The organism is Chloroflexota bacterium, from assembly GCA_011322445.1.
Classification (GTDB): Bacteria; Chloroflexota; Anaerolineae; order Anaerolineales; family DRMV01; genus DRMV01.
Genome location: DRMV01000020.1, coordinates 105,827 through 132,166, shown reverse-complemented (window position 1 = coordinate 132,166; position 26,340 = coordinate 105,827). Strand labels below are relative to the sequence as shown.

Here is a 26,340-nt window from a genome sequence, read left to right as displayed (position 1 = left end):
CGTGGAGCGCACCCTAAGTTGGCTGGTGAAACGCCGGAGTGTACGCACCCGTTGGTGCAAAAAACCGGAAAACTATTTGGCCTTTGTGTTATTCGCTGCTGCCTCCATTGTGCACGATTTGGCTTTTTTCGGATAGACTCTAAGTGCACGTCGAGCAGGGCGGTCAGGTTGAGGTCGGTAATTTGGGCTTCCAGACCGTCGCGCAGGTCGGCTTTGCTGACCAGGGGACGCAGGTCACCGATGTAAGAGCGCAGGTTGTCGATGGCTTCGTTGAGGCTATGCACGGCGCTGCTGAGTTGCCGTCCGATGTCGCTGCTGGGCCCGACTTCTACGGCAATGGATTCAATCAGCAGCCCGGCGGCGTAAATGGTCTGGATGGTGTTGTCGTGCAGTTCGCGGGCAATGCGTTCCCGTTCTTTGGCGATGTTTTGTTGAATGCGCATTTGTTCAAGGCGGTGTTCGATATCCAGGTCGAAAATTTTCATCGCGTTGATGACCGCCCCAGCCAGGATCACGCCATCGGTGGCGCGAAAGACGTAAATGGGAATGCCCAGGCAGTTCATGAAAAAGGCGCGGTTCAGCACGTTCGCGGGGAAGAAGTTTGCCGGGGGAACGACCAGCCCGCCCAGGAAGGCATAAGCGCCCAGCGCCGCGGCGGCAATTTTGAGCGACGTGGCAATGTTGCGGAAGGCGGGGGTGCGGAGTTCCTGGCGGATGTAGAAGTGGATGCCCGCAGCAGCCACCAGCCCGCCGGGGAAGCCCAGGAGGTAGCGCGCCCAGATTGAGGCTGTGATGTCCCAGCCGGGGGCCGCGTGGCCGCGCCAGAAGGGCAACAGGAAGGCAAACATCAGCCATCCGACGAAAAGCCCTCCCGGAAGGTAGCGCCAGTAAGGCCCTTGCGGTTCCAGCAGAGTGAAGCCGAAGCACAACAAGAAGGCAAACGAAACGGCCAGCAAGAGCACATGGAGCACGCGCAGGGCTGTGATGAACTCCGGTGGCATGTAGGTGGCCTGAATGGGGATGAACATCGAGCCCCATTCGTGCAGCCCGTGGGCGAAGCCGAAGGCGGCCAGCCAGGGCATGCCGCGGTCGAGTTTGAGCGGTTTGTAGCGTCGCGCCAGCCGCGTGGTGATGACGGCCAGTCCCATGCCGAAGAAGCTCAGCCCGTAAACGAACAGCACCAACGTGATGTTGGTTGTGAAGCAGTTTTGCAAAAGGGTACGCATGGTGGCCTCTCTCATGCGGTCAGGCGGGGTGAGGCGATTGTATCATGGGGAAAGCGCGGCTGGCGGCAGGGTGAGGCGCCGAAAGTGCAAGTGTCCGGCCTGGGGCGACCGGACACTTGCGTGTGACACGACGCTGAGCCCTACAGGTTACTTGCTCAGGCTTTGGATGTAGGCAACCAGGGCGTCCAGTTCGGCGCTGGAGAACTGGTCTTTGTAGGAAGGCATGGCGATGGGGTCACCCGTGGCGTTGGCGGCCTTTTCGGGCATGGAGCCGTTCAAGAGCACGTCTTTGATTTTGGCCGCGGTGTCGAATTCTTCGGCAAAGTCTTTGGTGTTGAGGGCAGGGATGACGCCATCTTCAGCGTTGGGGTTGGCGACGCCACCGGCGCCTTTTTCACCGTGGCACACGCTGCAGTAGGTGGCGAAAGCGGCGGCGGCATCGAATTTACCGCTGGTGCTTTCCTGGCTTTCGCTGCTCTGCGAGGCATTGGTGGGCGCCAGTTGCAGGTAGTCTACCGGCATGGCCGTGGGCACATTCACCACGACGTAGGCGTGGCCGGTCGCGTTGTGGCAGGCGTTGCAGCCTTGCACGGCGTGCTTGTAGTCGGCCTGGAAGGCGTTGAGGTCCTGGTTCTTGATGTCGGTGGTCAGCTTGTCCAGGTAGGCGTGCTCGAAGTTCTTGAGCAGGGTAGCGTTGTTCGGGCGGGTGGTTTCACCGACTTCCTGGATTTCGGTGGCTTCTTTGATTTGGTACTGCGCCATACCCCAGTCCTGGGCTTTGGCAGCGAACCAGGCCAGTGCGAAGCGATAGCCGTATTCTCGCATCACGGTGCCGAGGCCGGGCTGGATGTTCCACAGCGCCAGACTGCGGTCCACCTGGTTCATCTTCTGCGCGATGAGCTTTTGAGCGTCGGCCAGGGTTGGCGGCGTGGAGGGGTAGGAAGCCTCGGTCGCGGTGGGGTGTTTCTCTTCGCTGGCGGGCTTCGGTTCGCTGCTGCCCAGCGTCAGGAGGTAGCCAAACGGCATGGTCTGCGGGCTTTGGATGTCCACGTAAGGGTGGCCGGTGGCCTTGTGGCAGGCATTGCAGCCCTGCATGGCGGTGTCGAAGTCTTTGTCGAAGGCCGCCTGGTCTTTAGCCTGGATGTCCTGTGCCAGGGGGTCGAGGTACTTGTGTTCGAAGTTCTTGAGCAGTTCGGCGTTGTTGGGGCGTGTGACCTCGCCGACTTCCTGGATTTCGGTGGCCTCTTTCAGTTGATACTGCGCCATGCCCCAATCGCCGGCATCGGCGGCAAATTTGGTGAGGGCGAAGCGGCTGCCGTATTCGATCATCACGGTGCCGAGGCCGGGTTGGATGTTCCACAGCGCCAGCCGCCGGTCGGGGGTGTTGAAGGCTGCATCGACCATCTTGACCAGTTCAGGCCAGGTCAGCGGTTTGTCGGCGGCGGGGGTGATGGTGGGCTGAGCCTGGGCTTCGCCGGGGGCTTTTGGCTCGCTGGGAGCCAGCGCCAGGATGTCCATCGGGGAGGCCGTCGGTGGCTGGAAGCGGACGTAGGGGTGACCGGTGGCCTGGTGGCAGGCGTTGCAGCCTTTCACGGTGTTGACAAAGTCGGCGTTGAAGGCGTCTTTGTCTTTCGCCTGGATGTCGGCTGCCAGTTTGTCCAGGTAGGTGTGCTCGAAGTTCTTGAGCAGGTCGGCGTTGTTGGGGCGTGTAACCTCGCCGACTTCCTGGATTTCGGTGGCCTCTTTCAGCTGGTACTGGGCCATGCCCCAGTCTTCTTTCTGCACGGCCAGGTCGGTGAGCGCGATGCGATAGCCGTACTCGATCATCACGGTGCCGAGGCCGGGCTGGATGTTCCAGAGCGCCAGTTTGCGGTCTTCCTTGTTGAAGGCGTCCATGAGGAGCTGTTGCACCTGACGCGCGGTCACGGCCTCGGCTTTCGGGGCCGTCGTCGGTGCTTCGGTGGCCGCAGGGGCTGTGGTCGGGCTCGGTGGCGCCGTCGTCGGCGCCGGAGGCACCGGCGTGTTCGTCGGCGGAACAGGGGTCGCTTGCGCACAGGCCCCTAAGGCAAGGGCCAGGAGCGCCAGCACGACCACGGGGAGAAGGGTTTTGTGCCAGTATTTCAACATGTGATCCTCCGTGGGGTTAGGGTAATGAAATGACGCGTTGAAATCTTGTGCAGATGCGGGCGAGTACCTCCTCAAGCGAAGTGAAGTGCAGCCCTGATTTCCCTGGCATGCACCAGGACCCGCTTAATGCGGGATTAATCCAGGCTATGATAAGTGTAGAAGTGATGGATAGGGGTCACAAGGGGGGAATGCCCCATTAGAAATAGGGCATGTGGATAAGGCGCTCTGCGCGCTTGCGTGTTACACTGTTTATACCTTGCTCAGGCTATCTTTTATCCTTGTAAAGGAGGGTGTCATGAAGACCAATGAATCGTTGCTTGACCGCATTATTCGTGTGGTGTTGGGCGTGGTGCTCGTGGTGATCGCCTATTTGGGCGTGCTCACGGGGGCCTGGCAATGGGTGGCCTATGTTGTGGGCGCGATTGCGCTCATCACCGGCATTGTGGGCTTTTGCCCCCTCTATGCGGTGTTCGGTTTCCAAACCAAGAAGTAGCACGGCAAAGGCGCTCCTCCAAGAGAGAACGCATGGCGTAAAAGCCATGCGTTTTTTTGTGGGGGGAGCGTGAGGAGTATCGGGTACAATGGGGGAAAGCGTTTGCTTTCGTTTCCGTCGGCTTGCCGCGGTAATGTTGCGCGAGAAAGGAGCCCCGATGACACGCCAAGAGCACATCACCCTGGCCCACGGTGCTGGGGGACAGATGACAGCCCGTTTGATTCGTGAAGTGTTTGCGGATGCGTTCCACAATGAAACGCTGGCGCGGCTCAACGACGCGGCGGTGTTGTCGCTGCCCCACGGGGAGGGGCGACTGGCTTTCAGTACGGACGGCCACGTGGTGCAGCCGCTTTTCTTCCCCGGCGGCGATATTGGTGAACTGGCCGTTTTTGGCACGGTCAACGACCTGGCAATGATGGGCGCGCGGCCGCTGTGGCTGGCGGCTTCTTTCATTATCGAGGCAGGTTTCCCCGTGGCCGACCTGCGGCGGGTGGCGGAAAGCATGGCGCGCGCTGCAGCACGCGCCGGTGTGCAACTGGTGGCTGGCGACACCAAAGTCGTGGAAAAAGGCAAGGCCGATGGGCTTTATATCAGTGTGGCCGGCGTGGGGTGGATTCCGGCTGGGGTGACTGTGGAAGCAGGGCAGGCAAGCCCCGGCGACGTGGTGTTGGTCAATGCCCCCATTGCCGCCCACGGTATGGCGGTGATGTTGCAGCGGGAAGGCCTGCACCTGGAAAGCGATTTGGAGAGCGACGCTGCCCCTTTGAATGAGATCGTGATGGCTTTGCTGGATGCCGCCCCGCACACCCATACGCTGCGCGATGCCACGCGCGGCGGCCTTGCCACGGTGCTCCACGAGATTGCGCGCGCGGCGGGGGTGGGCATCTTGTTGCGCGAGGCCGACGTGCCGGTGAACCCCGCGGCCGCCGATGCCTGTGCGCTCTTGGGGCTGGACCCGCTCTATGTTGCCAATGAAGGGGTGTTTGTGGCCTTTGTGCCCCCTGCTGAGGCAGAGGCTGCCCTCGTCGCCCTGCATGCCCATCCCCTGGGGCGGCAGGCGCGCGCCGTTGGCGAGGTGCTGGCCGAGCCGGTGGGGCAGGTTGTGCTGGAAACGCGGCTGGGCGCGCGCCGTTTGCTGCCGCCTTTGGGCGGCAATTTATTGCCGCGCATTTGCTAAAGGGGGAAAGGCTGGGCGGTCAACTTTCGCCGGCGGGCGGGTCGGTCATCAACCCTTTTCGCCAGGCGTAAACCGCCGCCTGCGTGCGGTCGGAAAGGTGCAGTTTGCTCAGAATGTTGCTGACGTGGCTCTTGACCGTGCGCTCGCTGATGACCAGTTGCTCGGCGATGGCCGCGTTGCTCATGCCCTGCGCCACCAGGCGGAGGACTTCCAGTTCCCGTTCGGTCAGTTCGGCAAAAGGGGAGGGGATGAGGGAAGAAGGCGTTTCGCGAGCGGCGTGGAGTTCCTGGACCAAACGGGCGGCCACGCGGGGGTGCAGCACGGCTTCCCCTCGCGCGGCTTTGCGCACGGCATCGGCCAGATCTTCCGGCGCGACGTCTTTGAGCAGGTACGAGATGGCCCCGCCGCGAATTGCAGGGAAGATGTGCTCGTCTTCGTGGTAGGAGGTGAGCACGATCACCTGCGTGCGCGGGCTTATGCGTTTGACGGCGCGGGTGGCTTCGACGCCATCCATGCCCGGCATGACCAGGTCCATCAGCATGACGTCGGGGGCATGGCGGGCGGCGAGTTGCACGGCTTCTTGTCCCGAGGCGGCCTCGGCAACGACGGTGATGTCGGGGTAGGTTTCCAGGAAGGCGCGCACGCCCTGGCGCACCACGCGGTGGTCGTCCACGATAATCACGGTGATGGGTTCGGGCATGGGCATTCTCCTTTGGGGGCGCTTCGTATAGCCAGAGTGTGGCGGTGGCATGGCGGCGCCGTGCGTTTGCGCGCCAGAGCAAGGTCAGGGTGGCGTCAGGGGAATGGTGGCTTCGATGCGAGTGCCGCCGCCGGGGCGGGTAACGACTTCCAGGTGCCCGCCGAGGGTCTGGACGCGTTCGGCCATGCTGGTCAGCCCCAGGCCCTGCCCCTGCACTGCGGCCGCGTCGAAGCCTTGCCCGTCGTCTTCCACCGTCAGGCGCACGGCGTTCTCGCTCCATGTGAGGCGCACCCGCACGTGCCGCGCGCGGCTGTGCCTGGCTGTGTTGGCAAGGGCTTCCTGAGCCACTCGCAGCAGCGCCTGCGCGGTTTCCAGCGGCAGCCGTTGTTCGTGCTGCACCCGGAAGTCGGCGGCGATGCCCGTTTGGCTTGCCCACGCTTCGAGGTGCTCCCGCAGGGTGGCGACCAGCCCTTTGTTTTGCAGGGCGGCAGGGCGGAGTTCTTGAATCAGCGCGGTCAGTTCCTGCTGGGCCTGCCGGATGAGCGCGTCGGCCTGGGCTACCGCGTCTTGGGCGGCTTCGGGCTGCTGGGGAAGCAAGCGGCGGGCCGCGGCCAGTTGCATGCCCGCAGCGAACACTTGTTGCTTGACCGCGTCGTGAAGGTCACGCGCCAGGCGGTTGCGTTCTTCCAGGGCGGCCAGCGCCTGCCGGCTGTGGACGAGGTTTTCCAGTTGCTCGGCCATGCGGTTGAGCCGCCGTGCCAGCGCGCCGAGTTCGTCGGGGGAAGGGTCGCGCACCTGGGCGGAAAAGTCGCCGCGGCTCCAGGCGTCGGCTGCGGCGGTGAGGGCGGTCAGGCGGCGAGTCAGGCCGCGGGCGGTGAGGAAGCCGAACAGCGTGCCGATGAGCGCGGCAAACAGGGTGATGAGCGCCGCGCTGGGTAACAAGGTGCCCACCACCTCGCGCGGCCATTGCCGCAGCGAGGCCGGCCAGGCGATGCGTAGCAAAAGCACACCCACTGTATGGCCGGCGGCGTCGGTGATGGGGGCCGCGGCGTATAATCCCTGCTCGTCGGCAAAACTGAGTTGCCCGCTGTTTCGCTCCCCTGCCAGGGCGCGCCCCGTCAGCGTCAGGGCTTCCGGGGGCAGGCAGGCGGCCAACGCTTTCCCCTGGCCGCAGGGTGGTTGGGGATAGGCAGCGACAAATTCCCCTTGCGCGTCGGTGACAACGGCCCATTGCAGGCTGGCGGGGTTCAGGTTGAGTTTGAGGCCGTCCTGGTCTGGCCGCGCCAGGCGCCCTTCTTTGACCAGAACTTCCAGCCAGGTTTCCAGCGCGGCGCGGTGAGGGGGCGTGGCTTCCAGGGCAGGGGCCAGTTCTGCCGTGGCGTCGCTCAGGATAGGCACCAGGATGCGCGGCAGGGCATCGGCGCGGGTCAGCAGGAAGGCGGCGACGGCCAGCAGCCCAATTTCGATCAGCAGGATAGCGCCGGCCGTAACCAGGGTATAGGAAAGGGTGAGTTTCCAGCGTAGTCGCATGAGCAGGGCGGCCTGGTGAGAGCAAGGGGCGGGGCATCGAGGAAGAAAGGTGGGCGGTCAGTGCTGTGGGTTCATTGTACCCTACGGCGGCGCGGGTCAGGCGCTGATATCCTGCCGGCGGAAGGCCCACCACGCGATGGCGAGGGCGGCGAGGGTGTAGGCTGCCAGCAGCAGGGCGGCAGCCGCGGGGGAAAGCAAGGCTGTGGCACCCGACTGGCCGGTGACGCCGACGCTTACCTCGGTTCCCGGCGCAACGCCTTGCAGCAGGCTTTGCCCCAGCATGGCGGGCAGGTAGCGGGTGATGCGCGCTGCCTGAGGGGAAGCCAGCATGAGCACTTTGGCCGCCATGTTTTCTACCAGCAGGTTGTAGCCTACGCCAAAGCCTACGGCTGCGAGGGTGGAACGGGTGAGGATGGCGGTGAGCAGTGCCAGCGCGGCGTAGGGGGCGAGGCTCAGGGTTGCGGCCAGCACGCCGACGGCGGCCTTTCCCCAGGGCAGGGCGTGCCACGGCAGGCTGCCGCTGGCATGAAGGGTGTAAGCGCCGGTGGCTGCCGCGCCGGCGAGGAAGGCGGTTAGTGCCAGCAAAAGCAACGCCGCGCTGAGTACCACCACTTTGCTCAGCAGATAGGCGCCGCGCCCGACGCCGCGACTGAGCCAGAGGTGCACCGTCCGCCAGGTGTATTCCTGCCCCGAGAGGGCGGCTGCGAGGACCACGACAAACAGGCCGCCCAGCCCGCTGCCCCCGACAAACGCCAGACCACCGAGGAAGCCCTGCGGCCACCGCAGGGAGGCTTTGAGGGCAGCAATGGCCTCTGGCGGCAGGCCTTGCTGTTGGGGCGCTGCCAACGCGGCGATGAGGGCCAGATGCAGCCCCGCGACCAGCAGGGCGAAGATGCCTGCTTCGGCCCACAGTAGGGCGCGGCCGCTAAGTTTGCGGCTTTCGGCGCTGGTCAGGTGAATGAAAGTCTGCAGGGTGGTCATGGTTTCCTCTCACGCAGGGGGATGGGGAGTAATCGCTTCCATGAAAAAGGCTTCCAGGTCCTGGTGGCCGTGGAGCAAATCGGCCACAGGGCCGTGGGCCAGCAGTTGGCCGCGATTCAGCACAGCCACACGATCGCAAACCTGTTCCACTTCGTGCAGCAGGTGGCTACTGAGGAAAACGGTCACACCGTCGTGAGTGAGTTCCCGCAGCAGTTGCCGCATTTCGGCCATGCCTACGGGGTCGAGGCCGTTGGTGGGCTCGTCCAGAATGAGCAGGCGGGGCTGGTGCAGCAGGGCGGCGGCCAGCCCCAGCCGTTGCTTCATGCCGGTGGAGTAGGTTCTGACTTTCCGGTGGGCGGCGGCTTCCAGCCCTACATGGGCTAACACGGCTTCGACGCGCGCTTCGTCCGCCGAGGGGTAAAGGCGTGCCAGCAGGCGCAGGTTGACGCGCCCTGAAAGGTAGGGGTAAAATCCGGGCGAGCCAACCAGCGCGCCCACTTCTCGCAGGGGCGCGGTGTGTGTTGGGGTCACGGGACGGCTAAACACTTCTACGTGCCCGCTTGTAGGGTGCAGTAGCCCCAAAATCATGCCGATGGTGGTGGTCTTTCCTGCACCGTTGGGGCCTAAAAAGCCAAAGCATTCCCCGGCATGCACTTCCAGTGTCAGGTTGTCCACGGCTTTGATGTCTTTGAAATGCTTGCTCAGGTGGTGTAATCGAAGCACGGGTTCTTTCATCGCGGCAATCTCCTCTCATGAGCACCAGCGGGTGCTTGCTGTGCGCCCATTGTCGCACCTTTTGGCGGGGAGCGCATCGGTCTGGGGACGGGTTGGGCCCTGTCCTGGGGGAGGATTTCGTTTTCGCGCAGGTTTCATTCTCCCGACGGAGGACAAGGCGCTTGAATTGCGGTATGCTTGCAGCAGCGCGAACCAAGCCGCTCATTTTCTCAGGAGGAAGAAATCATGTCAGCCTATGACTCGGAACTGGAAGCCGTGGCGCGTGAACTGGAAGCCGCGCTGGGTGGGGAAGACCTTGCCAAAGCGCGCTACCAGATGCGCATGCAGTTGACGCAATTTGTCGTCGGCCTGCTCATTCCCTTGGTGCTGGCCGTGCTCTGGCTGCCCACCGGGTGGGCGGTGGCGCTGCGCAACGCCTTGCACGCCAACGAGCATTGGTGGGCAACCTGGCTGGCGCTCATCGTGTTCATGCTGGTTTCGGTGGTGGTCGATCTGCCCGTGGCCTGGTATTTTGGCTTCCGGCTGGAAGAGCGCCTGGGCACCAACCGTCAGTCTTTTGGCGGCTGGTTGTGGGATGAAATCAAAGAGACCGCGCTGAATATTCCTTTGCAGAGTGCGCTCTTTTTGGGGCTGTATCTTATCTTTCGTCGCTGGCCGGACCGCTGGTTGCCGGGGTTGATCGCGGTGGTCGTGGTGTTTATGGTGGTGTTTTACTTGCTTTCGCCGGTTTTCCTGCGGATGCGCTACAAAACCGAACCGTTGGATGACCCTGACCTGGAAGCGCGCCTGCGTGACCTGTTCGCCCGGGCGGGGGTGCGTTTTGGAAGGCTCGCGGTGCTCAAGTCGGGCGAGAAGAGCAGCCGGGGGAACGCGGCCGTGGTGCCCAAGGGGGCGGGCAACGAGGTGGTTATTTCGGATACTTTGCTGGAAGAGGCGGATCCTGTGCAGGTGGAGGTGGTCATTGCCCACGAGTTGGGGCACAAGGTGCATCACGACCTGCTCAAGTTGATGGTGCTGATGGGGGTGGCCTTTGTGGTGATGCTGGCGGTGGGCTACGGCGTGCTGCAAACGCTGGGGACGTGGGATGGCCTCGGCGGCCCTGCGGATGTGGCGACTTTCCCCCTGCTGGCGCTGACGGTCGCGTGGCTCTCGGCGGCGCTGCAAGTGCTGCTCAATGTTTACAGCCGTCGGGTGGAGCGGGCAGCCGATGCGTATGCGTTGCAGATGACCGACGCCCCCGAAGCGTTTGAGAAGGTGATGGTGTTGTTGGCGCAGCAGAACAAGAGCCTGCCGTTGCCGCCGCGAGGCGTGGAATTCTTCTTCTATAATCATCCCAGCATTGCCCGCCGGGTGCTGATGGCCCGGCGCTGGCAACGCACGGCGGCGTAAGCGCTGCCAGGGTGTGATGCCGATGACCTGCACTCCGAGGAGGGGGTGCAGGTTTTTTTTTGTTTGCCCTCTTTGGGAATTTCGGCTATACTCATACACGCATAATTTGACAACCCGACATGCGCGGTGAAGACTCTGCAAGCCAGGTGTGCGGGCAGCGCGTGGTCTGCTCGAGGGGGAGAAACGCACTGCTTTTCAGATCTTTCCCCGTGGCACATGTTGAGCCTGAAACAGGAGGTTGCAGTGAAACGCGTCGTGTGGTTCGCCGTGTTGGTGGCATTGCTGCTGGCTGGCTGTGCGCCCGGCGGGCCGCGACGTCCGCCGCCCCGCCGCACGCCTCAAGCGCGTCCCACGCAGCCCCCCGCGCCGACTGCCCCCGCCTCCCCACAACTAACCCACGCCCCCACCGCAGCAGCCCACCGCCCCGGCGTGCTGCTTTTTGGCATGGGCGTCCACATCGAGCCTTTTGGCGTCACCGCCCAGGGCTTCCAGGGCAACGGCAAGAGCGATTATGCCAACAGCCGCTTTTTCGCCCGCCAGGTGGATGACCTGCGCACCCTTGCCGAGGTGGTGGAGAAGCACGGCGGGCATCTGACCGTGCAGGCGCAGTCGCCCTTCACCGTGGTGGCCGTCCAGCGCGGCGAAACCGTGCTCGCCGACCTGGCTTCCCGCGGCCATGAAATCGGCCTGCACTTTCACGAAGACGCCCACCTCGGCAACAACCCCGAATCACTGCCCCCGGAAAAGTGGTGCGAAGTCTTCAGAGAAGAAATCCGTCTCATCAAGCAGGCCAGCGGGGTGGACGCGGTGCGCTACTGGAGCGGCGGCAACCTTTACCCCCACCTCTACGAAGCCGCCGCCTGCGCGGGGCTGGAAATCAACAGCGACTGGAAGAACCCCGCCACCCAGAGCACCGACGAGGCACTGATCGGCATTCACCCCTGGCGGCCAGCGGGCGGCACCGACGGCCACGACCTGACCGCCTTTGCCACCCACGACCCCAACGGCCCGATCATTTTCCTGCCCGAGGGGCTTTACGACCGTACCGATTTTGCCTCCATGCGCCGCAGCCAGAACAGCGGCGGCGATGAAGCCTATTTTGCCTTCCTGAAAAAGAGCCTGCTGGCCTCGCTGGACGCCGCCGAGGACGGGCAGGTCAATGTCTTCCACTTTACCGTGCATCCGGGGGAATTCCGCGGCGACCCTGAGCACCCTTTCGAGGTCATCGACCGCTTCCTCACCGAGGTGGTGGACCCGCTGGTCGCCGCGGGGCGGGTGCAGTGGGCGACGTATTCCCAAATGGCCGCGGCCTTCCGCCAGTGGGAAGCCGCGCACCCCGGCGTCGACCCCCGCCATGCGGAAGCCGCCCCGGCCGCGGCTTCCCCCACCGCCGCCCCCGCCACGGAAGCCGCCCCCCGCGGCTACATCGCCTTCATCGTCAACACCCACGACTGGGTGCACAGCGACGAAAGCGCGGCCACCCTGCTGCGCCTGATCAACCTTTTCGAGAAGTACCATGCGCGGGGGGAGTTTTACGTCACCGCGCCGGTGGTGCGAGCCTACGTGGAACACTACCCCGAAGTCATCCAGCGGCTCAAAGATTCGGGCATGACCATCAGTTACCACGTCCGTGCCCCACACCCCCTGGTGAAAGGCTTTGGCGACTGGCTCGACGGCCTGGACGAGGCGCAACTTTACCAGACCCTGCGTGATTACGAAACCTACCGCCTGGACATGCGCACCGGCCAGTTGCTACGTGACCAGCCGGGGGGCTACACCTACGTCGCCCAAATTTTCGGGAAACTGCCCGTCACGGTGGCGACCGGCGGAAGCGGCTCGCGGCGGGTGATCGCCGCGGCGCGCAAAGTGTACGCCGACCTGGGGGCGAAGGCCGTGGTCGTTTACCACGAATCAGGCGCTGACCTCGCGCACCCCCTGGTGTTCACCGACGAGGGGCTGCTTATCCGCCCCGCCGATTTCAGCATTGCGCGCGTCGAGGGCGGCAACTTCTGGTGGAATCTGATTACCCGCGCCGGCGGCGAGCAGTATCTTCCCGTGAATTTGTTGCAAAATGGCCTGAACGACTGGTGGCGGGCTTCGCCGCCCCGCCCGCCGTTTGTCAACGTCCTGATTCACGAAAACAACTTCTACCGCCGCGGCTCCGCGGCCTGGGGTTCGTTTTACTACACCATCGACGCCCACGGCAACAAACAGGACCCTCTCTCGCCGCCCTTTGACCTGACCGCGCCTGACCCCTCCACCCCCCGCACCGCCGAAGAGCAGGCCGCCATCTGGCAGGCTTACGAAGACCTGGTGGCCTACGCGGCCCAAAACCTGCGCGTGGTCACGGCAGAAGACCTGCTGGCGCTGGCTTCCCGATAGGCAGATTTTTCGCTCCGAGGCGCTGCCTTCCCCCTTTTTCGGAGAGACCCATGCCCCAGATTACCCTTTCCCCCCACGAAACGCTCCTGCGCAAAGACCGGGTTTCCCTGGTGGAAGGCCGCATCGCCGCGCGCACCGGCGTATGCTACCTGACCAGCCACCGCATCGTGGTGCTTTCGGAGTCGGTGGTTGCCGGGGCCGCGGCGGCGGTTTCCATCATTGCCCGTACCCTGCTGCGCAAGAGCGCCCAACTCGGCACCCGCCGCCAGGAGATCGCCCTGAAAGGGCTGACGCGCATCTCGTTTTCCAAATATGGTCTCAACCAATCGGTAGACATCCCCTTAGGCGACGGCACCACGCTGCGGATGGTGATGAACAAAAAGCAGCGGCAGCAATGGTTAGGCGTGCTGGAAGACGCCCTGCGCGCCCAGGGGCTGATGCTGGCGCTGGAAGGCGAAGCAACCTGGCGCGTCCGCCCGGCGGGCTGAAGAGGCGCTTTTAGCGATTTTCCGTCGTTGGGGAAAGCCTTGCCTTCCCCGGGTTTCCCTTCCTTTATCTTGCTGGAGCCCTTACATGAAGAAAACCGTGCTTTTCGTGCTGTTCCTGGGCTTGCTGGCGGCCTGCGCCCCCAGGCCTGCGCCCCGTCCGGCGGGCACACCGTCCCCCCGCACGCCTCAGGCGCGCCCCACGCAGCCCCCCGCGCCCACCGCCACGGCGCAGCCCCAGCCTGCTGCCACTGGGAAGGCAGCGAGCGGGCAATGTCAGGCTGGCGAAGCCTCCGCGGGCGACCAGCCGTCGCCCCTCTACAACCACCAGGTGTACCTCACCACCACCTCAGACGGCCGCACCTTCCCCGAAGAAGGCAAGTTGATTCTGGAACACGCCTCGGTGCCCGACCTGGTGCTCGGCCCCGACGGCCACCTGTGGGTGTATTTCGTCAACGGCGAGCCGGGGCATCACGGCATTTTTGCCGCCCGCCAGACCGATAACGGCACCTGGGAAACCGTGGGCTGCGTGACGCTGGATGGCCAGTTCAACGGCAACGCGGTGGACCCCAACGTCGTCCGCCTGCCCGATGGCCGCTTCCGGCTGGTCTATTTCCAGGGCAATTTCGTGAGCCAAACCCTGCAACCCGGCGATCCCAACCCCATTTTCAGCGCGGTTTCCGACGATGGCCTGCACTTTACCGTGGAGGGCCAACTCATCGCCATCCAGCACGCCACCGACCCCACCCTGGTGCAACTTCCCGATGGCACCTGGCTGCTGGCCGTGACCGTGGGCGACCAAACGGTCTTTGCCCGCAGCGACGACGGCAGCCATTTCACCGAGTTCGGCGAACCGGTGCGCGACAAGGGCATTCCCGAACTGGCCGTTTTCCCTGACGGCAGCGTGGGGCTGTATCTGGCCCACATGTACCGCTCTACCGACGGCGGGCGAACCTGGCAGCGGCTGGATGACGTCCAGGTGCCGGGAAGCGGCAGCGACCCCAGCCTGACGGCGCTGCCCGAGGGGGGCTACGCCTTTGCCTACAAAATCGTGACCGGCCAGGCCGGGAAGCCCAGCGGGGCAGGCCCCGGCAACCCCCAGGGCAACCAGCCGGACTTCAATCCTTTCGCTAACCTCACCGCTGCGCAGGAGGCCTGCCTCAAGGAAGCCTGGGGCGAGGAGGCCTTCACGGCCATCACCGGCTTCCAGCGCCCGCCCACGCAGGAAGAAGAACCCGCCATGGAAGCCTGCGGGCTGACCCTGCCTCCTGGCGGCCCGCCGCCCCCAGGCGGCCAAAGCGCCGCACCGGAAGGGGGCGTCACCGCGCAGGGCAACCCGCGCGACATCACGCTGCACTTGCAAATCACCCAGCCCTATCTGATGGCGTTCCATGCCTGCGATACCGCTCAAAGCGCCTGCGACACCCCCAGCACACACCACGTTTATCTCGCCCAGAGCGCCGACGGCGTGGCGTGGCAGTTGGTGCCCGGCTGGCAACCCTTCTCGGGTTCGGTGCCGGACCTCATCCGCCGCGGCGATACGCTCTACATCTATACCCCCGGCGCGGTGACGCGCTATCATTTCGACACCGGCGTGCTGGAAGCCACGCAGCGGGTAACGGTGGAAGGTCTCCCCCAGGGGTTCGTTGACCCTTCGCTCATGCTGGACGACCAGGGGCGGCTGGTGCTGTTCTTCGTGCAGGGAGTGATCGGCGGCGACCCGGGCGGCTGCAACGGCGAGGCGCAATGCGAACGCACGGTGCGCTCGGCGGTGGAAGTCAGCGGCAGCGATGGCACGCGTTTCCAGCCCGTCGAGGGAGCGCGCGTCACCGTCACAGTGGGCCAGGGGCAGGCGTTCCGCTCGCTTTCCGACCCCGATGTGTTTTCCGATGGCCAGCGGATGGTGCTGCTGACCAGCCACGGCCTTTCGGTGCAGGCCTGGGAATCGCCGAACCTGCATGGCGCTTACAGCCTGATAAGCGTGCTCAGCCGCGGCCAGGGCGGCGTTCCGAGCGGCTATTACGACCCCCAAAGCCAACGCTACTGGATTTACGTCCACTACAGCCCCAACCTGCAAACGCCCACCGTCATTCGCCTGGCGCGCGTGCCCGGCCTGAAACGGTCGCTCAGCGCATCTGACTTCGTGACCGTGTTCAGCGGCCAAAGCATTGGCCTCGGCAGCACGTGGGCCGTCGCCAGCCCCTCGGTCATTTTCGTCGAGCAGCAGCCATGACCGAAACGCCAACGCTTCCCCCGAAAGGCGGCTCGCAACGCTTCGTCTCGCTGCTGATGACCGCCCTTGTGGCCGCAGGGACGGCTTTCGCCGCGGCCAGCCTGTACCTGGCCTGGCGCGTGTATCACCAGATGGAAACGCTGCTTTCCCTGAACGTCTTTGGTATGGGCGGTGCCGACCCCGCAGCGCTGGTGCAAACCTTGGGGCGTCTGGCTTTCGGCACCCTGCTGGCGAGCAGCCTCGTCATGATGTTCACGCTGATCCTTGGCTTTGGCTATGGTTATCTGACAGCGTGGCTCAACCGTCGCGCACGCTCATGAAGCCTCTTCCTACCACCCTGGCCTATGGTCTCTTCCGGTGGGAAGTGACTTCCCGGCGCCCCGACCATTTCCGCGCGGTGCGACGCCTGTCGCTCCGGACAGCCGACGCCGATACGAAGGGGCTGGTCGCATTGGGGCTCTTGCTTTACCTGGGTTTCAGTGGGCTGGCAATGGCTGCGGGTTTTGATCTGGCAGGCAAACTGGCACGATGGGCGGGCGGCGGGCGTCTCTCGGTGCGGGAATCCTTGCTTCAGGCCGCGCTGGTGTTGGCGTGGGTGATGTTGACTGACGCGCTGTGGCCGCGGCATCAGGTTTGGGAAGCCCGCCCCGGCTGGCTGCGTTTTGGCCGCAGGCTCTGGCGGCGAGAAGATTTGCGTGGCTTGCGCTTTCGCACCCGCCAGTGGCACGCTCAAGGGATTGGCCCGAACGCCTTTTTTGCCGATTCGCCGACCGTGGGCACGTGGTTGGAAATTGTGGTCGTACTGAAAGATGGCCGTGCCCAAATAGCATGGCGGCACTCTCATCGCCTGCAAACGCGCGCTCGCGCCTGGGCCGAAGAAATGGCGCGGGTGGCAGGCGTCCCGGTGCTGACGGCAAAAAGGAGAAGAGAAGACAATGAAACCTGAGGGCAGGCTTTCGCTCGTGGTTGCGTTGCTGACGCTATGGCTCTTACTGGCGGCCTGCGCTGCGCCCCGGGCGGCCATGACACCCCCCGCGTCGTGTCGCAATATTCGTGACCTACGATGTCAGCGCATCGGGCGACCCCCGAAACCTGCAGTGCCTGGTGAGTGTGTACCGGCGCAAGTGAAGGGCGGCCGCGCGGATGCCTTCCTGTTACAGCCCTAAATAGGCCCCTGTGGCGATGGTGAGGATGACCAGGACGGTGAACAAAGCCCCCTTCTTTACGAAATCCAGCGGTTTGTATTCGCCGGGCCCCATGAGAAAGACGTTGACCTGATAGGTGGGGGAACTGAAGACGTTCGAGGCTCCCAACGCGGCCACGACGGCTGCGGCGCGGGGGTTGGCACCCAGATGCATCGCGGTTTGCAGGGCCAGGGGGATGGTGACAACGGCAGCGGTCACGTTTGAGGTCAGGTGGGCAATCACCGTGGCAACGACCGCGATGAGCAGGTAAAGCCAGAAGGTGCTGTGCCCCCCCAGCAGACGGCCCAGCATGTGGCCGATGGCTGCCGAAGTGCCGCTGTGCATCATCGCCGCGCCCAGGGGCAACATGCCGCTGATGAAGATGAGCACTTTCCACGAGATGGCGCGGTAGGCCTCTTCCATAGTAAGCACGCCGAGCAGCAGGAGTAAGGTGGCGCCCCCCACCGAGGCTGCGCCCAGCGGCAAAAGGTGGAAGCCCACCGCACCCAACGCCAGCACGGTGACCACAATGGTGGTAACTGCCTTGGGGATGGAAAGCGCGCTGCCGGCTTCTTCCGGCGCGGTTTTCTCCAGCACGATGAAGTTGTCGTCTTCTTCCAGCGCGGCCAGCCGATCGGTGCGGCCGTGCACCAGCAGGGTGTCGCCGAATTCCAGTTTGTGCTCGGCAAGGTGGTGGTGCAGGGGGTGCCCTTTGTGGTCGATGGCGAGGATACGCAGGCCATAGCGGTTGAAGAAGTCGGCTTCGGCGACTGTTTTGCCCTGTAACCACGCACGCGGTGCTAAGGTCACTTCGGCCATCTGGAAGCCCTCGCGCAGCAAGTTCGGGGGGAAGGCTTCGACCTCGGGCAGGACATCCAGACCGCAGGATGCGGCTGCCGCGAGCATGGCCTGGTCGTCGCCGCGCACAAGCAGGCGGTCGCCCGCGAGCAATACTGTGTCGGCGGTGGGGGGTGGAAGGAACTGCCCGTCGCGGCGAATGCCGATGACGTACACGCCGTGGCGGGCGCGTAAGCCGCATTCCCGCAGACTGAGCCCGACCAGCGACGAATCGGGCCTTACAATGGCTTCGTGGAGCACTTTATCCAGCAGGTAAGAGCGAATGAGGGCGTCGCTCTTTTGCAGCAGGTCTTCGTATTCCGGCGGTCGGTGGGGCAGGAGCACGTTTTTGAGCACGACCATCAGGGCTACCGCCGAGATGACCGCGGGAAGGATGAGGGGGGCTTGCTCGAAAATTTTGAACGGCTGCAGTGAGGCCGCCCCTAAAAACTCGTTCATGATGATGGTGGGTGTTGCACCGATGAGGGTCAGCATGCCGCCGATGATGGTACCGACGCCCAGGGGAAACACCAGGCGGCTGGGCGGAATTTTGGTTTTGCGGCTGGCGCTCATGACGGCGGGCAAGAGCACGGCCGCGGTGCCGATGTTGACCATGATGGCCGAAAGGGCTGCTGCTGTGCCCATGAGGATGGCGATGAGGACGGATTCGTTCCCCCTGGCGAGCCCTACCAGTTGGTCGCCGAGCCAGCCAGCGGCACCGCTGCGCTGCAGCGCGCCCCCGATGATGAACAGCCCGAACATTGCCATGACCGCGTTGCTGCTGAAGCCGGCAAAGGCTTCTTTCCACGAGACGAGGCCAGTCGCGCCCAGCGTGAACAGCACGCCCAGCCCGATGATTTCCGGGCGCAGTGCATCGGTGAGCAACAGCGCCATGGTGACCAGAACGATGAGCGAGAAAATGAGGATCTGCATGGAGGGCCTCAAAAGAGCCCCCACCCGGCCTACTTGCACAAAGGCGGGCGGGGCGCTCGGCAGCATGTTTTAGATTGTACTACGGGGGCATGAAGGCGCGGGCTGTTCGCGCGTAACGCGGGCTGCTGGCCTTCGGGAGAAGGCCGACAGCGGGCTGCTTTCCTGCAAAAGGGCGTGTGGAGGGGCTTGACGCCTTCCTGAAAATGCATTATACTGACCGCACCCCACCCCCCTGGGGGGGGGGTAACGGAGGTGTGACATGAAGCACGAAGCAGCTTATCGGCGGCTGAAAACCGTGGAAGGCCACATTCGCGGCATCGAGCGCATGTTGGAAGAAGACGCCTATTGCATTGACGTCTTGCGGCAAATCCAGGCCGTGCAGGCAGCACTGAACAAGATCAGTGCCCTGATTCTGGATGAGCACTTGCACACCTGCGTGATTTCAGCCATCCGCAGCGATGATGTCGAAGAGCGCGAACGCGTGCTGAATGAAATTCTCGACATTTTCGAGGCATTCCAGAAACTATAAGGAGCGTTTGCTGTGAAGGTCACTTATCACATTCCCAACATCACCTGCCACCACTGCATCCATACCATCAAGTCGGAACTGACCGAACTGGAAGGCGTGGCTGCGGTGGAAGGCGACGTGGCCGAAAAGCGCGTCACCATCACTTTCGAGGCCCCCGCCGACGAAGCGCGCCTCAAGGCGCTGCTGGCGGAAATCAATTACCCCGTGGCAGAGTAAGCCGCTCAAAAAACATGAGGCCGCTCTGGTGGGCGGCCTCTGGCCTTCCAGGAGGAAGCACGTATGACCGAAACTCAAGTGGTTTTGCCCATCACGGGCATGACCTGCGCGAACTGCGTGGCTACCGTGGAGCGCAATTTGAAGAAAGTCCCCGGTGTGGCCAATGCCGTGGTCAATCTGGCCTCGGAACGCGCCACCGTGGCCTTCGACCCTGCCGCCGCGGGCCTGGACGACCTGGTCCACCGCATTCGGCGCGCCGGTTACGATGTGGCTACCGGCGAAGCCAACTGGCTGGTGCAGGGTATCGGCGACGACAACGACGCCCGCCGCCTCGAAAAAGCCCTGCGCGCCATCGACGGGGTGCTGGAAGTCAGCGCCAACCTTGCCAGTGAGCGGGTGCTCATCCGCTACATTCCCACGGTGGTCAGCCAGGCCGAACTGCGGGAAGCCGTCGCCGGTGCCGGTTTTCGGGTGGCGACGGCCGAAAGCGCCGATGAAGACGTCGAAGCCCGTGTCCGTCGGGAAGAAATTGCCCGCCAGCGCCGCCTGCTGTGGACGGGCGTCTTTCTCACCCTGCCCCTTTTCCTGCTTTCCATGGGGCGTGACTTCGGTTTGCTTCCAGCGGCTGTGGCGCAGGCCCCCTGGTGGGGCTGGGTGTTCTTTGCCCTCGCCACGCCGGTGCAGTTTTACGTCGGCTGGCAATACTACGAAGGCGGCTACAAGGCGCTCCGCAACGGCGCGCCCAACATGGATGTGCTCGTAGCCCTGGGCTCGTCCGTGGCCTACTTCTACTCGGTGGCCGTCTTGCTGAACCTGCTCCCTGGCCACCTTTACTTCGAAACCTCGGCCACCATCATCACCCTCATTCGCATCGGCAAATACCTGGAAGCCAAAGCCAAAGGCCGCACTTCCGAGGCCATCCAGAAACTGATGAGCCTGCAGGCCAAAACTGCCCGTGTGGTGCGGGAAGGCCGCGAGGTGGACGTGCCGGTGGACGAAGTGCGTGTGGGCGATGTGGTCATCGTGCGCCCGGGCGAGAAAATTCCGGTCGATGGCGTGGTGATTGAAGGCCGCTCCGCGGTAGATGAATCCATGATTACCGGCGAATCGCTGCCGGTGGAAAAGGCCGCCGGCGACCCGGTGGTCGGCGCGACCCTCAACAAACTCGGCCGCCTCAAAATCGAAACCACCAAAGTGGGGCGCGACACCGCGCTGGCGCAAATCGTCCGCCTGGTGGAAGAAGCCCAGGGCTCCAAAGCGCCCATCCAGCAACTCGCCGACAGGGTTTCGGCTGTTTTCGTGCCCACGGTCATTGGCCTGGCGGTGCTGACCTTTGTGGTCTGGTACTTCTTCATTCCCCTGCCTGCTGACGCTGCCACCAACGCCTTCACCCGCGCCCTGGTGAACATGGTGGCCGTGCTGGTGATTGCCTGCCCCTGTGCGATGGGGCTGGCGACGCCCACCGCCGTGATGGTCGGCGCGGGCAAGGGCGCCGAGCATGGCATTCTTTTCAAATCTGGGGAAGCCCTGGAACGCGCCGGGCGCTTGACGATGGTTGTGCTCGACAAAACCGGCACCGTCACCCGCGGTCAGCCCGCCGTGACCGACATTGTGGCGGAAGGCATCGAGGAAGACGAACTCCTGCGCCTGGCTGCCTCGGTGGAGCAGGGCAGTGAGCACCCCCTCGGGGAAGCCATCTGGGCCGAGGCGGGCAACCGCGGCCTGGCATTAGGCGAAGTGGGCGGCTTCCGTGCCGAGGTGGGGCGCGGGGTGGCTGCTGAAGTGGACGGTCGGGCGGTGATGGTCGGCAACCGCCGCATGATGGAAGCCCACGGCATTCCGCTGGAAGGGCTGGCCGAAGCAGCGCAGCGACTGGAAGAGGAAGCCAGGACTGCGATGTTCGTGGCGGTGGATGGCGTCGCGCGCGGCGTGATTGCTGTGGCCGACACCGTCAAAGCGCATTCCGCCGAAGCCGTGGAAGCGTTGCACCGCCTGGGGCTGAAAGTCGCGATGATGACGGGCGACAATCAGCGCACGGCTGAAGCCATTGCCCGGCAAATTGGCATTGACCGCGTGCTGGCCGAGGTGCTGCCCGACGGCAAAGCCGACGAGGTGAAGCGGTTGCAGGCCGAGGGGGAGGTGGTGGCGATGGTCGGCGACGGCATCAACGATGCCCCGGCGCTGGCGCAAGCCGATGTGGGGCTGGCGATTGGCACCGGCACCGATGTAGCCATGGCCACCGCCCCCGTGACCCTCATCAGCGGCGACCTGCGGGGTGTGCCGCGGGCCATTCACCTTTCCCGCCGCACCGTGCGCACCATCAAGCAAAACCTGTTCTGGGCATTCTTCTACAACGTGGTGCTCATCCCTGCTGCCGCGGCCGGGCTGCTGCACCCCATCCTTGCCGCGGGGGCGATGGGCTTTTCCAGCGTCTTCGTGGTCAGCAACAGCCTGCGTTTGCGGCGCTATCGGCCGCTGTTGTAGCCCCGCGCGCCCGCAGTTGCCGTAAACGACGAACCGCCCCTGTGTTGAGGGGGCGGTTTTGGTTGGGGTGGGTAGGCGATGGCGCTGCTCAACGCTGTTTTACCGGGCGGTCTTTGACGGCCAGCCAGAAACCGAGGTACATCACCACCGCGCCCAGGAATTCGCTCACGTAGAGCCAATCGCCCAGGCCGGCGCGCAGCAGTGACCCTCCGATGGCGGGGCTCATCGCTCCCGCGGCGATCAAAATGTTCCCCCACATGCGGGAAGCCAGCACCTGCTTGCGCCAGAACAGGTAAGCGGAATACAACGCGCCGCCGATCAGCGTGAGGCTGCCATAGATGTTGAGCAAAATGGTGAGCACAATCATCAGCGCGGGGCGGCTCATCATGGTGCGGTATTGCGAAGATACCGGCAGGTCGGGGCGGAAGTGCGCCGCCGCGGGCAAGATGCTCGCCGAGAAAACCAGCACCGCGGCCAGCGCCGAAACCGCCAGCAGCACCCACGCGCTCCACTTTGCCCAGCCCTTCCGCCGCACCAGCAGGAACACCGTGCCCTGGCCTAACCACGCAGCGGTGAGCATGGCGCCGCTGAGATACCACAATTTGAGCACCCAGGGGTTGAACGCCGCGCCGAGGATGACTTCCGAAAGCGTGCCCAGGCCATACCAGCCCAACCCCATGCCCCACCAGAGCAGGTGGTTGCCGCCTTTCAGGCGGTAGCGGTTGAGCACCGAGACGGCAAAAGCAAGCGTGACCAGCGTGGAAAGCAGGGAAATGAAGTTCATGGCAGACTCCTGCGTTCAGATGAGACTGAGCACGATCACGGCAAGCAACGCCACCAGCAGGATGCCGATGACCGCTGGCACCAGCCAGCGTGTGGCCCAACTGTGCTCGAAATGAAGAGGATTGCGTTTTTCGCTCATGGTTGCACCCCTGCAACGGGCGAGAGGAAGACCGAGGCGGGTCCATTGTAGTCCTCTTGTGTGGTGGGGGCTATGCAGGTTTTTATATATTTAGATGAGTGCGGGATGAGGTTTTCGTATAGCCATGAAAGCGGAAGGCGTCGAGCGCGCCGGGTGGGGTAGAAGGGAAAGGCCGGGCGACTGGTCGGGGAAGCCGACGCTGGAGCGCATCGCGCGCTTGACACCCCTTCGCGCGCCGTGGTACACTCATCCTGCCACATTGTTCAACGGCTGTGAACAGGATGGGTAGGCGCTGCCCCGCGCGTCCAGAGAGTTGGGTCCTGGCTGGAAGCCCAACCGTAGCAGCAGCGCCGAGTGGGCCTGGGAGCCGCCGCCTGAACCCCGCACGGGGCAGTAGGGCGTGCCGGTTGGCCCCCGTTATCGGGCTGCGAGTGGGCGCCGATGCGCGCCAAGCGGGGTGGCACCGCGGACGGTTACGCGTTCGTCCCCAGTGGGGCGGGCGTGTTTTTGTTTCCCCTGAGCCCCCAGCGCCCGCGCCGTAGATGGTTCGACACCGCAGCCCTTGCCACTGAAGCGCCTGACACCGGAATACTGCAACACCCCTCGTTGATTTTTCCCCTTTGGAGGTTCCTTCATGAGCGATGCAAAACCCAAAAAACGCCTGCTCACCGGCGACCGACCGACCGGCAAACTGCACCTCGGCCATTACGTCGGCAGTCTGAAGAACCGCGTTGCCCTGCAAGACGAATACGAATGCTTCTTCATCATCGCCGACCTGCACACTCTCACGACCAAGTCGTCCAAGGCCGAAATTGCCCAACTGCGTCAGAACATTCACGATATTGTGCTCGATTACCTCGCGGCCGGCATTGACCCCGCAAAGAGCACTATTTTCGTGCAGTCGGCGGTGCCCGAAACCTATGAACTCAACCTGATTTTTGAGATGTTGGTCACTTTACCGCGGCTGACGCGCCTGCCCAGCATCAAAGATATGGCCCGCGCCGCCCAGATGGACGACGAGGCGATTCCCTTTGGGCTGGTGGGCTACCCTGTGCTGCAGGCGGTGGATATTCTGCTGCCGCGCGCCCATCTGGTGCCTGTGGGCAAGGATAACGAAGCCCATGTGGAAATCACCCGCGAAATCGCTCGCCGCTTCAACCGCATGTATGGCGAGGTCTTCCCGTTGCCGAAGGCGCTCATTGGCGAGGTGCCGACCCTCATCGGCATCGACGGGCAGGCCAAGATGAGCAAGAGCCTGAACAACGCCATTTTCCTCTCCGACAGCGAAGAAGAGGTCAACGCGAAGGTGCGCCGCATGTTCACCGACCCCACCCGCGTGCGTCCCGACATCCCGGCCGACCCCGACAAGCCCACCAATGTCGTCTTCCGCTACCACGATATCTTCAACCCCAACAAGGAAGAAGTGGAAGACCTCAAGGCGCGCTATCGCCAGGGCAAGGTGGGCGATGTGGAAGTCAAGCAGAAACTGGCGCGGGCGCTGAACAATTTCCTGGAACCCTTCCGGGAGCGGCGGGCGCAATACGAGAGCAAGCCTGAACTGGTGGAAGAGATTCTCATGGAAGGTACCCGCCGGATGCGGCAGGAAGCCCGCGAGACCCTGGCATTGGTGCGCGAGGCGATGGGGATGTACGGGCTGAACCTGAAGCATCGGCTGGATTTGGAGGAGTCTCCCCCCAGCGCGCTGGAAGGCTGATGAGCGCGAGACTTCCCCAGGCGCCGATAGCACAATAAACCCCAGTTTCGGATAACCGCTCCGGCAGCGTTTGGTCCTTCGTCCTCGCTCCCGCCCTGAGTGGAAGCGTGAGCACTTCGACGCGGCTCAGTGCGAGCGCTGAAGTCGAAGGACGCTCCGCTCAGCACGAAACGCCACGAACAACGCGTTGAGCGGAGATTGCGGAGCAATCGCAGTCGAAACGCGTGACCTGAAGCCCATGTTTGTAAGGGCAAGGGCGAGTCGCCGACTCGCCCTTTTTTGCATTTTTTCTAATGGTGGGGTGTGTGTCGTCAAAGGACAGCGCTTTTTGGCATCTTTGCGTTTCCCTGTTATCCCCCCAGTTTGTGGAGCAAGGCTTCCAGTTCTTCGTCGGAGTAGTAGTAAATCGTAATTGCCCCCCCTTTGCGCGTGCGGGTCAGGCGCACACGCGTGCCGAGGGTGGTTTCCAGGCGGGCTTCCAGGTCGCGCAGTTCGGGGGCTGCAGTTTGGCGGGGGCGGGCGCTGGGGCGTTCCCCTTGCAGGCGGCGCACGAGTTCTTCGGTTTGCCGCACGGTCAGGCGTTTGTTTTCGACGGTGCGCAAGGCGGCTTCCTGGGCTTCGGGGGAAGCCAGCCCCAACAGGGCGCGGGCGTGGCCCTCTGTGATGCGCCCTTCCAGCAGGGCCTTCTGCACCGCGGGGGGCAGTTTCAGCAGCCGGAGGGTGTTGCTGACCGCGACCCGGCTTTTGCCCACCCGGCGGGCAATTTCTTCGTGCGAAAGGCCAAATTCCTCGTGCAACTGGCGGTAGGCTTCGGCGGTTTCCAGGGGGTTGAGGTCGGCGCGCTGGACGTTTTCGATGAGCGCCAGTTCCAGCAACTGCTGCTCACTGGCTTCCCGCACCAGCGCCGGCACGCGCGTCAGTCCGGCGCGTTTGGCTGCCTGCAGCCGCCGCTCGCCGGCGATGAGCACATAGCCCTCGCCCTCGGGCGCCTGTGCCACGATGAGGGGCTGGATGACGCCATGCTCGCGAATGGAGGCCGCCAGTTCGTCCAGCGCCTCTTCTGAAAAGTGGCTGCGCGGCTGACGCGGGTTGGGGCGGATGGCGTCCACCGGCAGCAGCGCCACGCTGTTACCCGGCAGGCGGCTTTCCCCGCCGGGGATGAGGGCGTCCAGCCCTTTGCCGAGTCCGGAACGTTTGCGTGCCATGGTTTACTCCCCGCGGAAGGCATCGGCGGCGCGGCTATCGGCCGTGGGTTCGGCTAAAGTGGGTACGGTCAGCCCGTCGCCTTCCAGAAGTTCCCGTGCTAAGGCGGCATAGGCGCGTGCCCCCCGCGATTGGGGCGCATAGGCCGAAACCGGCACGCCGTAGGATGGCGCTTCGGCCAGCCGCACGCTGCGGGGGATGATGGCGTGAAAGACCTTGTCGGGGAAGTGTTTTTGCACTTCGGCCACGACATCGCCTGCAAGGTTGGTGCGCCCGTCGTACATCGTCAGCACCACGCCCCGCACCGCCAGTTCGGGGAAGAGCGCCGAGCGCACCTTGTCTAAGGTTTGCGTCAGCAGCCCCAGCCCTTCCAGCGCCAGGTACTCACACTGCACCGGAATGATGACGCCATCTTGCGCGGCGACCAGCCCGTTGATGGTCAACAGCCCGAGGGAAGGCGGGCAGTCGATGAGGATGTAATCGTAGCGGTCGGCAATGGGCTCCAGCGCCCGGCGCAGGCGGGTTTCCCGCCCCAGTTCGTTGACCAGTTCCACCTCGGCGCCTGCCAGGGCGGGCGAGGCGGGCAGCAGCGACATTTTGAGGCGCGGGTTGTGCAGCACAAGCGGCGCGGCCGGGGAGGCGCCCAGCAGCACTTCGTAGGTGCCGCCGCGCAGGCGGTATTTGTCCACTCCCAGGCTGGAGGTGGCATTGCCTTGCGGGTCCAGATCCACCAGCAGCACCCGCTGGCCGTAGTAGGCCAGGTAGGCGCCGAGGTTGATGGCGGTGGTGGTCTTGCCGACGCCGCCTTTTTGGTTGACAAGGGTGTAAATACGAGACATAGGCACTCCGAGTGGAACCTC

The 26,340-nt window shown here is 64.0% G+C and carries 21 protein-coding genes and 3 pseudogenes; 11 read left to right on the top strand and 13 right to left on the bottom strand.

Translation table 11 applies throughout. The features are described from left to right. The 5 genes and pseudogenes from ENJ54_03840 to ENJ54_03820 all read right to left on the bottom strand — a co-directional run. Positions 1–1,241, bottom strand: a 1,241-nt coding sequence (locus tag ENJ54_03840) for a histidine kinase (GenBank protein ID HFC08977.1), incomplete at its 3' end; no start/stop codon positions are given. A gap of 132 nt (positions 1,242–1,373) precedes the next feature. Next, on the bottom strand, positions 1,374–1,748 hold the full coding sequence (locus ENJ54_03835) for a cytochrome c (protein HFC08976.1): 375 nt from the start codon (positions 1,746–1,748) through the stop codon (positions 1,374–1,376). A gap of 507 nt (positions 1,749–2,255) precedes the next feature. After that, positions 2,256–2,492: pseudogene (locus ENJ54_03830) on the bottom strand (hypothetical protein). A 264-nt stretch (positions 2,493–2,756) separates the two neighbouring features. Continuing rightward, positions 2,757–2,990 (bottom strand): annotated as a pseudogene (locus ENJ54_03825) (hypothetical protein). A gap of 171 nt (positions 2,991–3,161) precedes the next feature. After that, a pseudogene (locus ENJ54_03820) lies at positions 3,162–3,353 on the bottom strand (hypothetical protein). Positions 3,354–3,648: 295 nt separating this feature from the next. On the opposite strand from ENJ54_03820, the gene ENJ54_03815 reads away from it, so the two are divergent. Further along, complete coding sequence (locus tag ENJ54_03815; GenBank protein HFC08975.1) at positions 3,649–3,846, top strand: DUF2892 domain-containing protein; 198 nt, start codon at positions 3,649–3,651, stop codon at positions 3,844–3,846. 133 nt (positions 3,847–3,979) lie between these two features. Continuing rightward, positions 3,980–5,023: a hydrogenase expression/formation protein HypE gene (gene hypE, locus ENJ54_03810; protein HFC08974.1), complete on the top strand. Its 1,044-nt coding sequence runs from the start codon at positions 3,980–3,982 to the stop codon at positions 5,021–5,023. Positions 5,024–5,042: 19 nt separating this feature from the next. Here the strand turns inward: hypE and ENJ54_03805 are convergent, their stop codons facing one another. The 4 genes from ENJ54_03805 to ENJ54_03790 all read right to left on the bottom strand — a co-directional run bounded on the left by ENJ54_03805 (position 5,043) and on the right by ENJ54_03790 (position 8,969). Further along, the gene (locus ENJ54_03805) at positions 5,043–5,723 is read right to left on the bottom strand and encodes a response regulator transcription factor (protein ID HFC08973.1); all 681 of its coding nucleotides are present in this window, start codon (positions 5,721–5,723) and stop codon (positions 5,043–5,045) included. A gap of 84 nt (positions 5,724–5,807) precedes the next feature. Beyond that, complete coding sequence (locus ENJ54_03800; GenBank protein HFC08972.1) at positions 5,808–7,253, bottom strand: HAMP domain-containing protein; 1,446 nt, start codon at positions 7,251–7,253, stop codon at positions 5,808–5,810. Between the two features lie 96 nt (positions 7,254–7,349). Next, positions 7,350–8,234: a hypothetical protein gene (locus tag ENJ54_03795; protein HFC08971.1), complete on the bottom strand. Its 885-nt coding sequence runs from the start codon at positions 8,232–8,234 to the stop codon at positions 7,350–7,352. A gap of 9 nt (positions 8,235–8,243) precedes the next feature. Beyond that, complete coding sequence (locus tag ENJ54_03790) at positions 8,244–8,969, bottom strand: ABC transporter ATP-binding protein (GenBank protein HFC08970.1); 726 nt, start codon at positions 8,967–8,969, stop codon at positions 8,244–8,246. A gap of 225 nt (positions 8,970–9,194) precedes the next feature. On the opposite strand from ENJ54_03790, the gene ENJ54_03785 reads away from it, so the two are divergent. The 5 genes from ENJ54_03785 (at position 9,195) to ENJ54_03765 (ending at position 16,404) form a co-directional block, all read left to right on the top strand. Beyond that, on the top strand, positions 9,195–10,358 hold the full coding sequence (locus tag ENJ54_03785; protein ID HFC08969.1) for a hypothetical protein: 1,164 nt from the start codon (positions 9,195–9,197) through the stop codon (positions 10,356–10,358). Positions 10,359–12,790: 2,432 nt separating this feature from the next. After that, complete coding sequence (locus tag ENJ54_03780; GenBank protein ID HFC08968.1) at positions 12,791–13,228, top strand: hypothetical protein; 438 nt, start codon at positions 12,791–12,793, stop codon at positions 13,226–13,228. 85 nt (positions 13,229–13,313) lie between these two features. Further along, positions 13,314–15,458 carry a hypothetical protein gene (locus tag ENJ54_03775; protein HFC08967.1) on the top strand — a complete coding sequence of 715 codons (2,145 nt, stop codon included), beginning with the start codon at positions 13,314–13,316 and terminating at the stop codon, positions 15,456–15,458. Beyond that, complete coding sequence (locus ENJ54_03770) at positions 15,455–15,778, top strand: hypothetical protein (GenBank protein ID HFC08966.1); 324 nt, start codon at positions 15,455–15,457, stop codon at positions 15,776–15,778. Before ENJ54_03775 ends, ENJ54_03770 begins: the two co-directional genes overlap by 4 nt. Next, positions 15,775–16,404 (top strand): hypothetical protein, encoded by a 630-nt coding sequence (locus ENJ54_03765; GenBank protein ID HFC08965.1) that lies wholly within the window; start codon positions 15,775–15,777, stop codon positions 16,402–16,404. Before ENJ54_03770 ends, ENJ54_03765 begins: the two co-directional genes overlap by 4 nt. Before the next feature lie 208 nt (positions 16,405–16,612). Here the strand turns inward: ENJ54_03765 and ENJ54_03760 are convergent, their stop codons facing one another. Beyond that, positions 16,613–18,478 carry an SLC13 family permease gene (locus tag ENJ54_03760; protein HFC08964.1) on the bottom strand — a complete coding sequence of 622 codons (1,866 nt, stop codon included), beginning with the start codon at positions 18,476–18,478 and terminating at the stop codon, positions 16,613–16,615. 193 nt (positions 18,479–18,671) lie between these two features. Between ENJ54_03760 and ENJ54_03755 the strand changes: the two genes are divergently transcribed. The 3 genes from ENJ54_03755 (at position 18,672) to ENJ54_03745 (ending at position 21,641) form a co-directional block, all read left to right on the top strand. Further along, complete coding sequence (locus tag ENJ54_03755; protein HFC08963.1) at positions 18,672–18,941, top strand: metal-sensing transcriptional repressor; 270 nt, start codon at positions 18,672–18,674, stop codon at positions 18,939–18,941. 12 nt (positions 18,942–18,953) lie between these two features. Further along, a complete protein-coding gene (locus ENJ54_03750; GenBank protein ID HFC08962.1) occupies positions 18,954–19,157 on the top strand; it encodes a copper chaperone in 204 nt (67 codons plus the stop codon). Between the two features lie 63 nt (positions 19,158–19,220). Next, positions 19,221–21,641 (top strand): copper-translocating P-type ATPase, encoded by a 2,421-nt coding sequence (locus tag ENJ54_03745; GenBank protein HFC08961.1) that lies wholly within the window; start codon positions 19,221–19,223, stop codon positions 21,639–21,641. An 88-nt stretch (positions 21,642–21,729) separates the two neighbouring features. Here ENJ54_03745 and ENJ54_03740 read toward each other — a convergent pair whose 3' ends face one another. Further along, positions 21,730–22,425: a hypothetical protein gene (locus tag ENJ54_03740; GenBank protein HFC08960.1), complete on the bottom strand. Its 696-nt coding sequence runs from the start codon at positions 22,423–22,425 to the stop codon at positions 21,730–21,732. 772 nt (positions 22,426–23,197) lie between these two features. Here ENJ54_03740 and trpS point away from each other — a divergent pair. Further along, the gene (gene trpS, locus ENJ54_03735; protein ID HFC08959.1) at positions 23,198–24,277 is read left to right on the top strand and encodes a tryptophan--tRNA ligase; all 1,080 of its coding nucleotides are present in this window, start codon (positions 23,198–23,200) and stop codon (positions 24,275–24,277) included. Between the two features lie 350 nt (positions 24,278–24,627). On the opposite strand, the gene ENJ54_03730 is transcribed toward trpS, so the two are convergent. Then, on the bottom strand, positions 24,628–25,482 hold the full coding sequence (locus ENJ54_03730) for a ParB/RepB/Spo0J family partition protein (protein HFC08958.1): 855 nt from the start codon (positions 25,480–25,482) through the stop codon (positions 24,628–24,630). 3 nt (positions 25,483–25,485) lie between these two features. Further along, positions 25,486–26,319, bottom strand: coding sequence for a ParA family protein (locus ENJ54_03725; GenBank protein HFC08957.1), 834 nt, complete (start codon positions 26,317–26,319; stop codon positions 25,486–25,488). Between the last annotated feature and the right edge of the window lie 21 nt (positions 26,320–26,340).

Excerpts from the sequence above, each read along its gene's own strand:
- ENJ54_03835 (HFC08976.1), bottom strand. The coding sequence starts at position 1,748 with ATGCCGGTAGACTACCTGCAACTGGCGCCCACCAATGCCTCGCAGAGC.
- ENJ54_03815 (HFC08975.1), top strand. The coding sequence starts at position 3,649 with ATGAAGACCAATGAATCGTTGCTTGACCGCATTATTCGTGTGGTGTTG.
- hypE (HFC08974.1), top strand. The coding sequence starts at position 3,980 with ATGTTGCGCGAGAAAGGAGCCCCGATGACACGCCAAGAGCACATCACC.
- ENJ54_03805 (HFC08973.1), bottom strand. The coding sequence starts at position 5,723 with ATGCCCGAACCCATCACCGTGATTATCGTGGACGACCACCGCGTGGTG.
- ENJ54_03800 (HFC08972.1), bottom strand. The coding sequence starts at position 7,253 with ATGCGACTACGCTGGAAACTCACCCTTTCCTATACCCTGGTTACGGCC.
- ENJ54_03795 (HFC08971.1), bottom strand. The coding sequence starts at position 8,234 with ATGACCACCCTGCAGACTTTCATTCACCTGACCAGCGCCGAAAGCCGC.
- ENJ54_03790 (HFC08970.1), bottom strand. The coding sequence starts at position 8,969 with ATGAAAGAACCCGTGCTTCGATTACACCACCTGAGCAAGCATTTCAAA.
- ENJ54_03785 (HFC08969.1), top strand. The coding sequence starts at position 9,195 with ATGTCAGCCTATGACTCGGAACTGGAAGCCGTGGCGCGTGAACTGGAA.
- ENJ54_03780 (HFC08968.1), top strand. The coding sequence starts at position 12,791 with ATGCCCCAGATTACCCTTTCCCCCCACGAAACGCTCCTGCGCAAAGAC.
- ENJ54_03775 (HFC08967.1), top strand. The coding sequence starts at position 13,314 with ATGAAGAAAACCGTGCTTTTCGTGCTGTTCCTGGGCTTGCTGGCGGCC.
- ENJ54_03770 (HFC08966.1), top strand. The coding sequence starts at position 15,455 with ATGACCGAAACGCCAACGCTTCCCCCGAAAGGCGGCTCGCAACGCTTC.
- ENJ54_03765 (HFC08965.1), top strand. The coding sequence starts at position 15,775 with ATGAAGCCTCTTCCTACCACCCTGGCCTATGGTCTCTTCCGGTGGGAA.
- ENJ54_03760 (HFC08964.1), bottom strand. The coding sequence starts at position 18,478 with ATGCTGCCGAGCGCCCCGCCCGCCTTTGTGCAAGTAGGCCGGGTGGGG.
- ENJ54_03755 (HFC08963.1), top strand. The coding sequence starts at position 18,672 with ATGAAGCACGAAGCAGCTTATCGGCGGCTGAAAACCGTGGAAGGCCAC.
- ENJ54_03745 (HFC08961.1), top strand. The coding sequence starts at position 19,221 with ATGACCGAAACTCAAGTGGTTTTGCCCATCACGGGCATGACCTGCGCG.
- ENJ54_03740 (HFC08960.1), bottom strand. The coding sequence starts at position 22,425 with ATGAACTTCATTTCCCTGCTTTCCACGCTGGTCACGCTTGCTTTTGCC.
- trpS (HFC08959.1), top strand. The coding sequence starts at position 23,198 with ATGAGCGATGCAAAACCCAAAAAACGCCTGCTCACCGGCGACCGACCG.
- ENJ54_03730 (HFC08958.1), bottom strand. The coding sequence starts at position 25,482 with ATGGCACGCAAACGTTCCGGACTCGGCAAAGGGCTGGACGCCCTCATC.
- ENJ54_03725 (HFC08957.1), bottom strand. The coding sequence starts at position 26,319 with ATGTCTCGTATTTACACCCTTGTCAACCAAAAAGGCGGCGTCGGCAAG.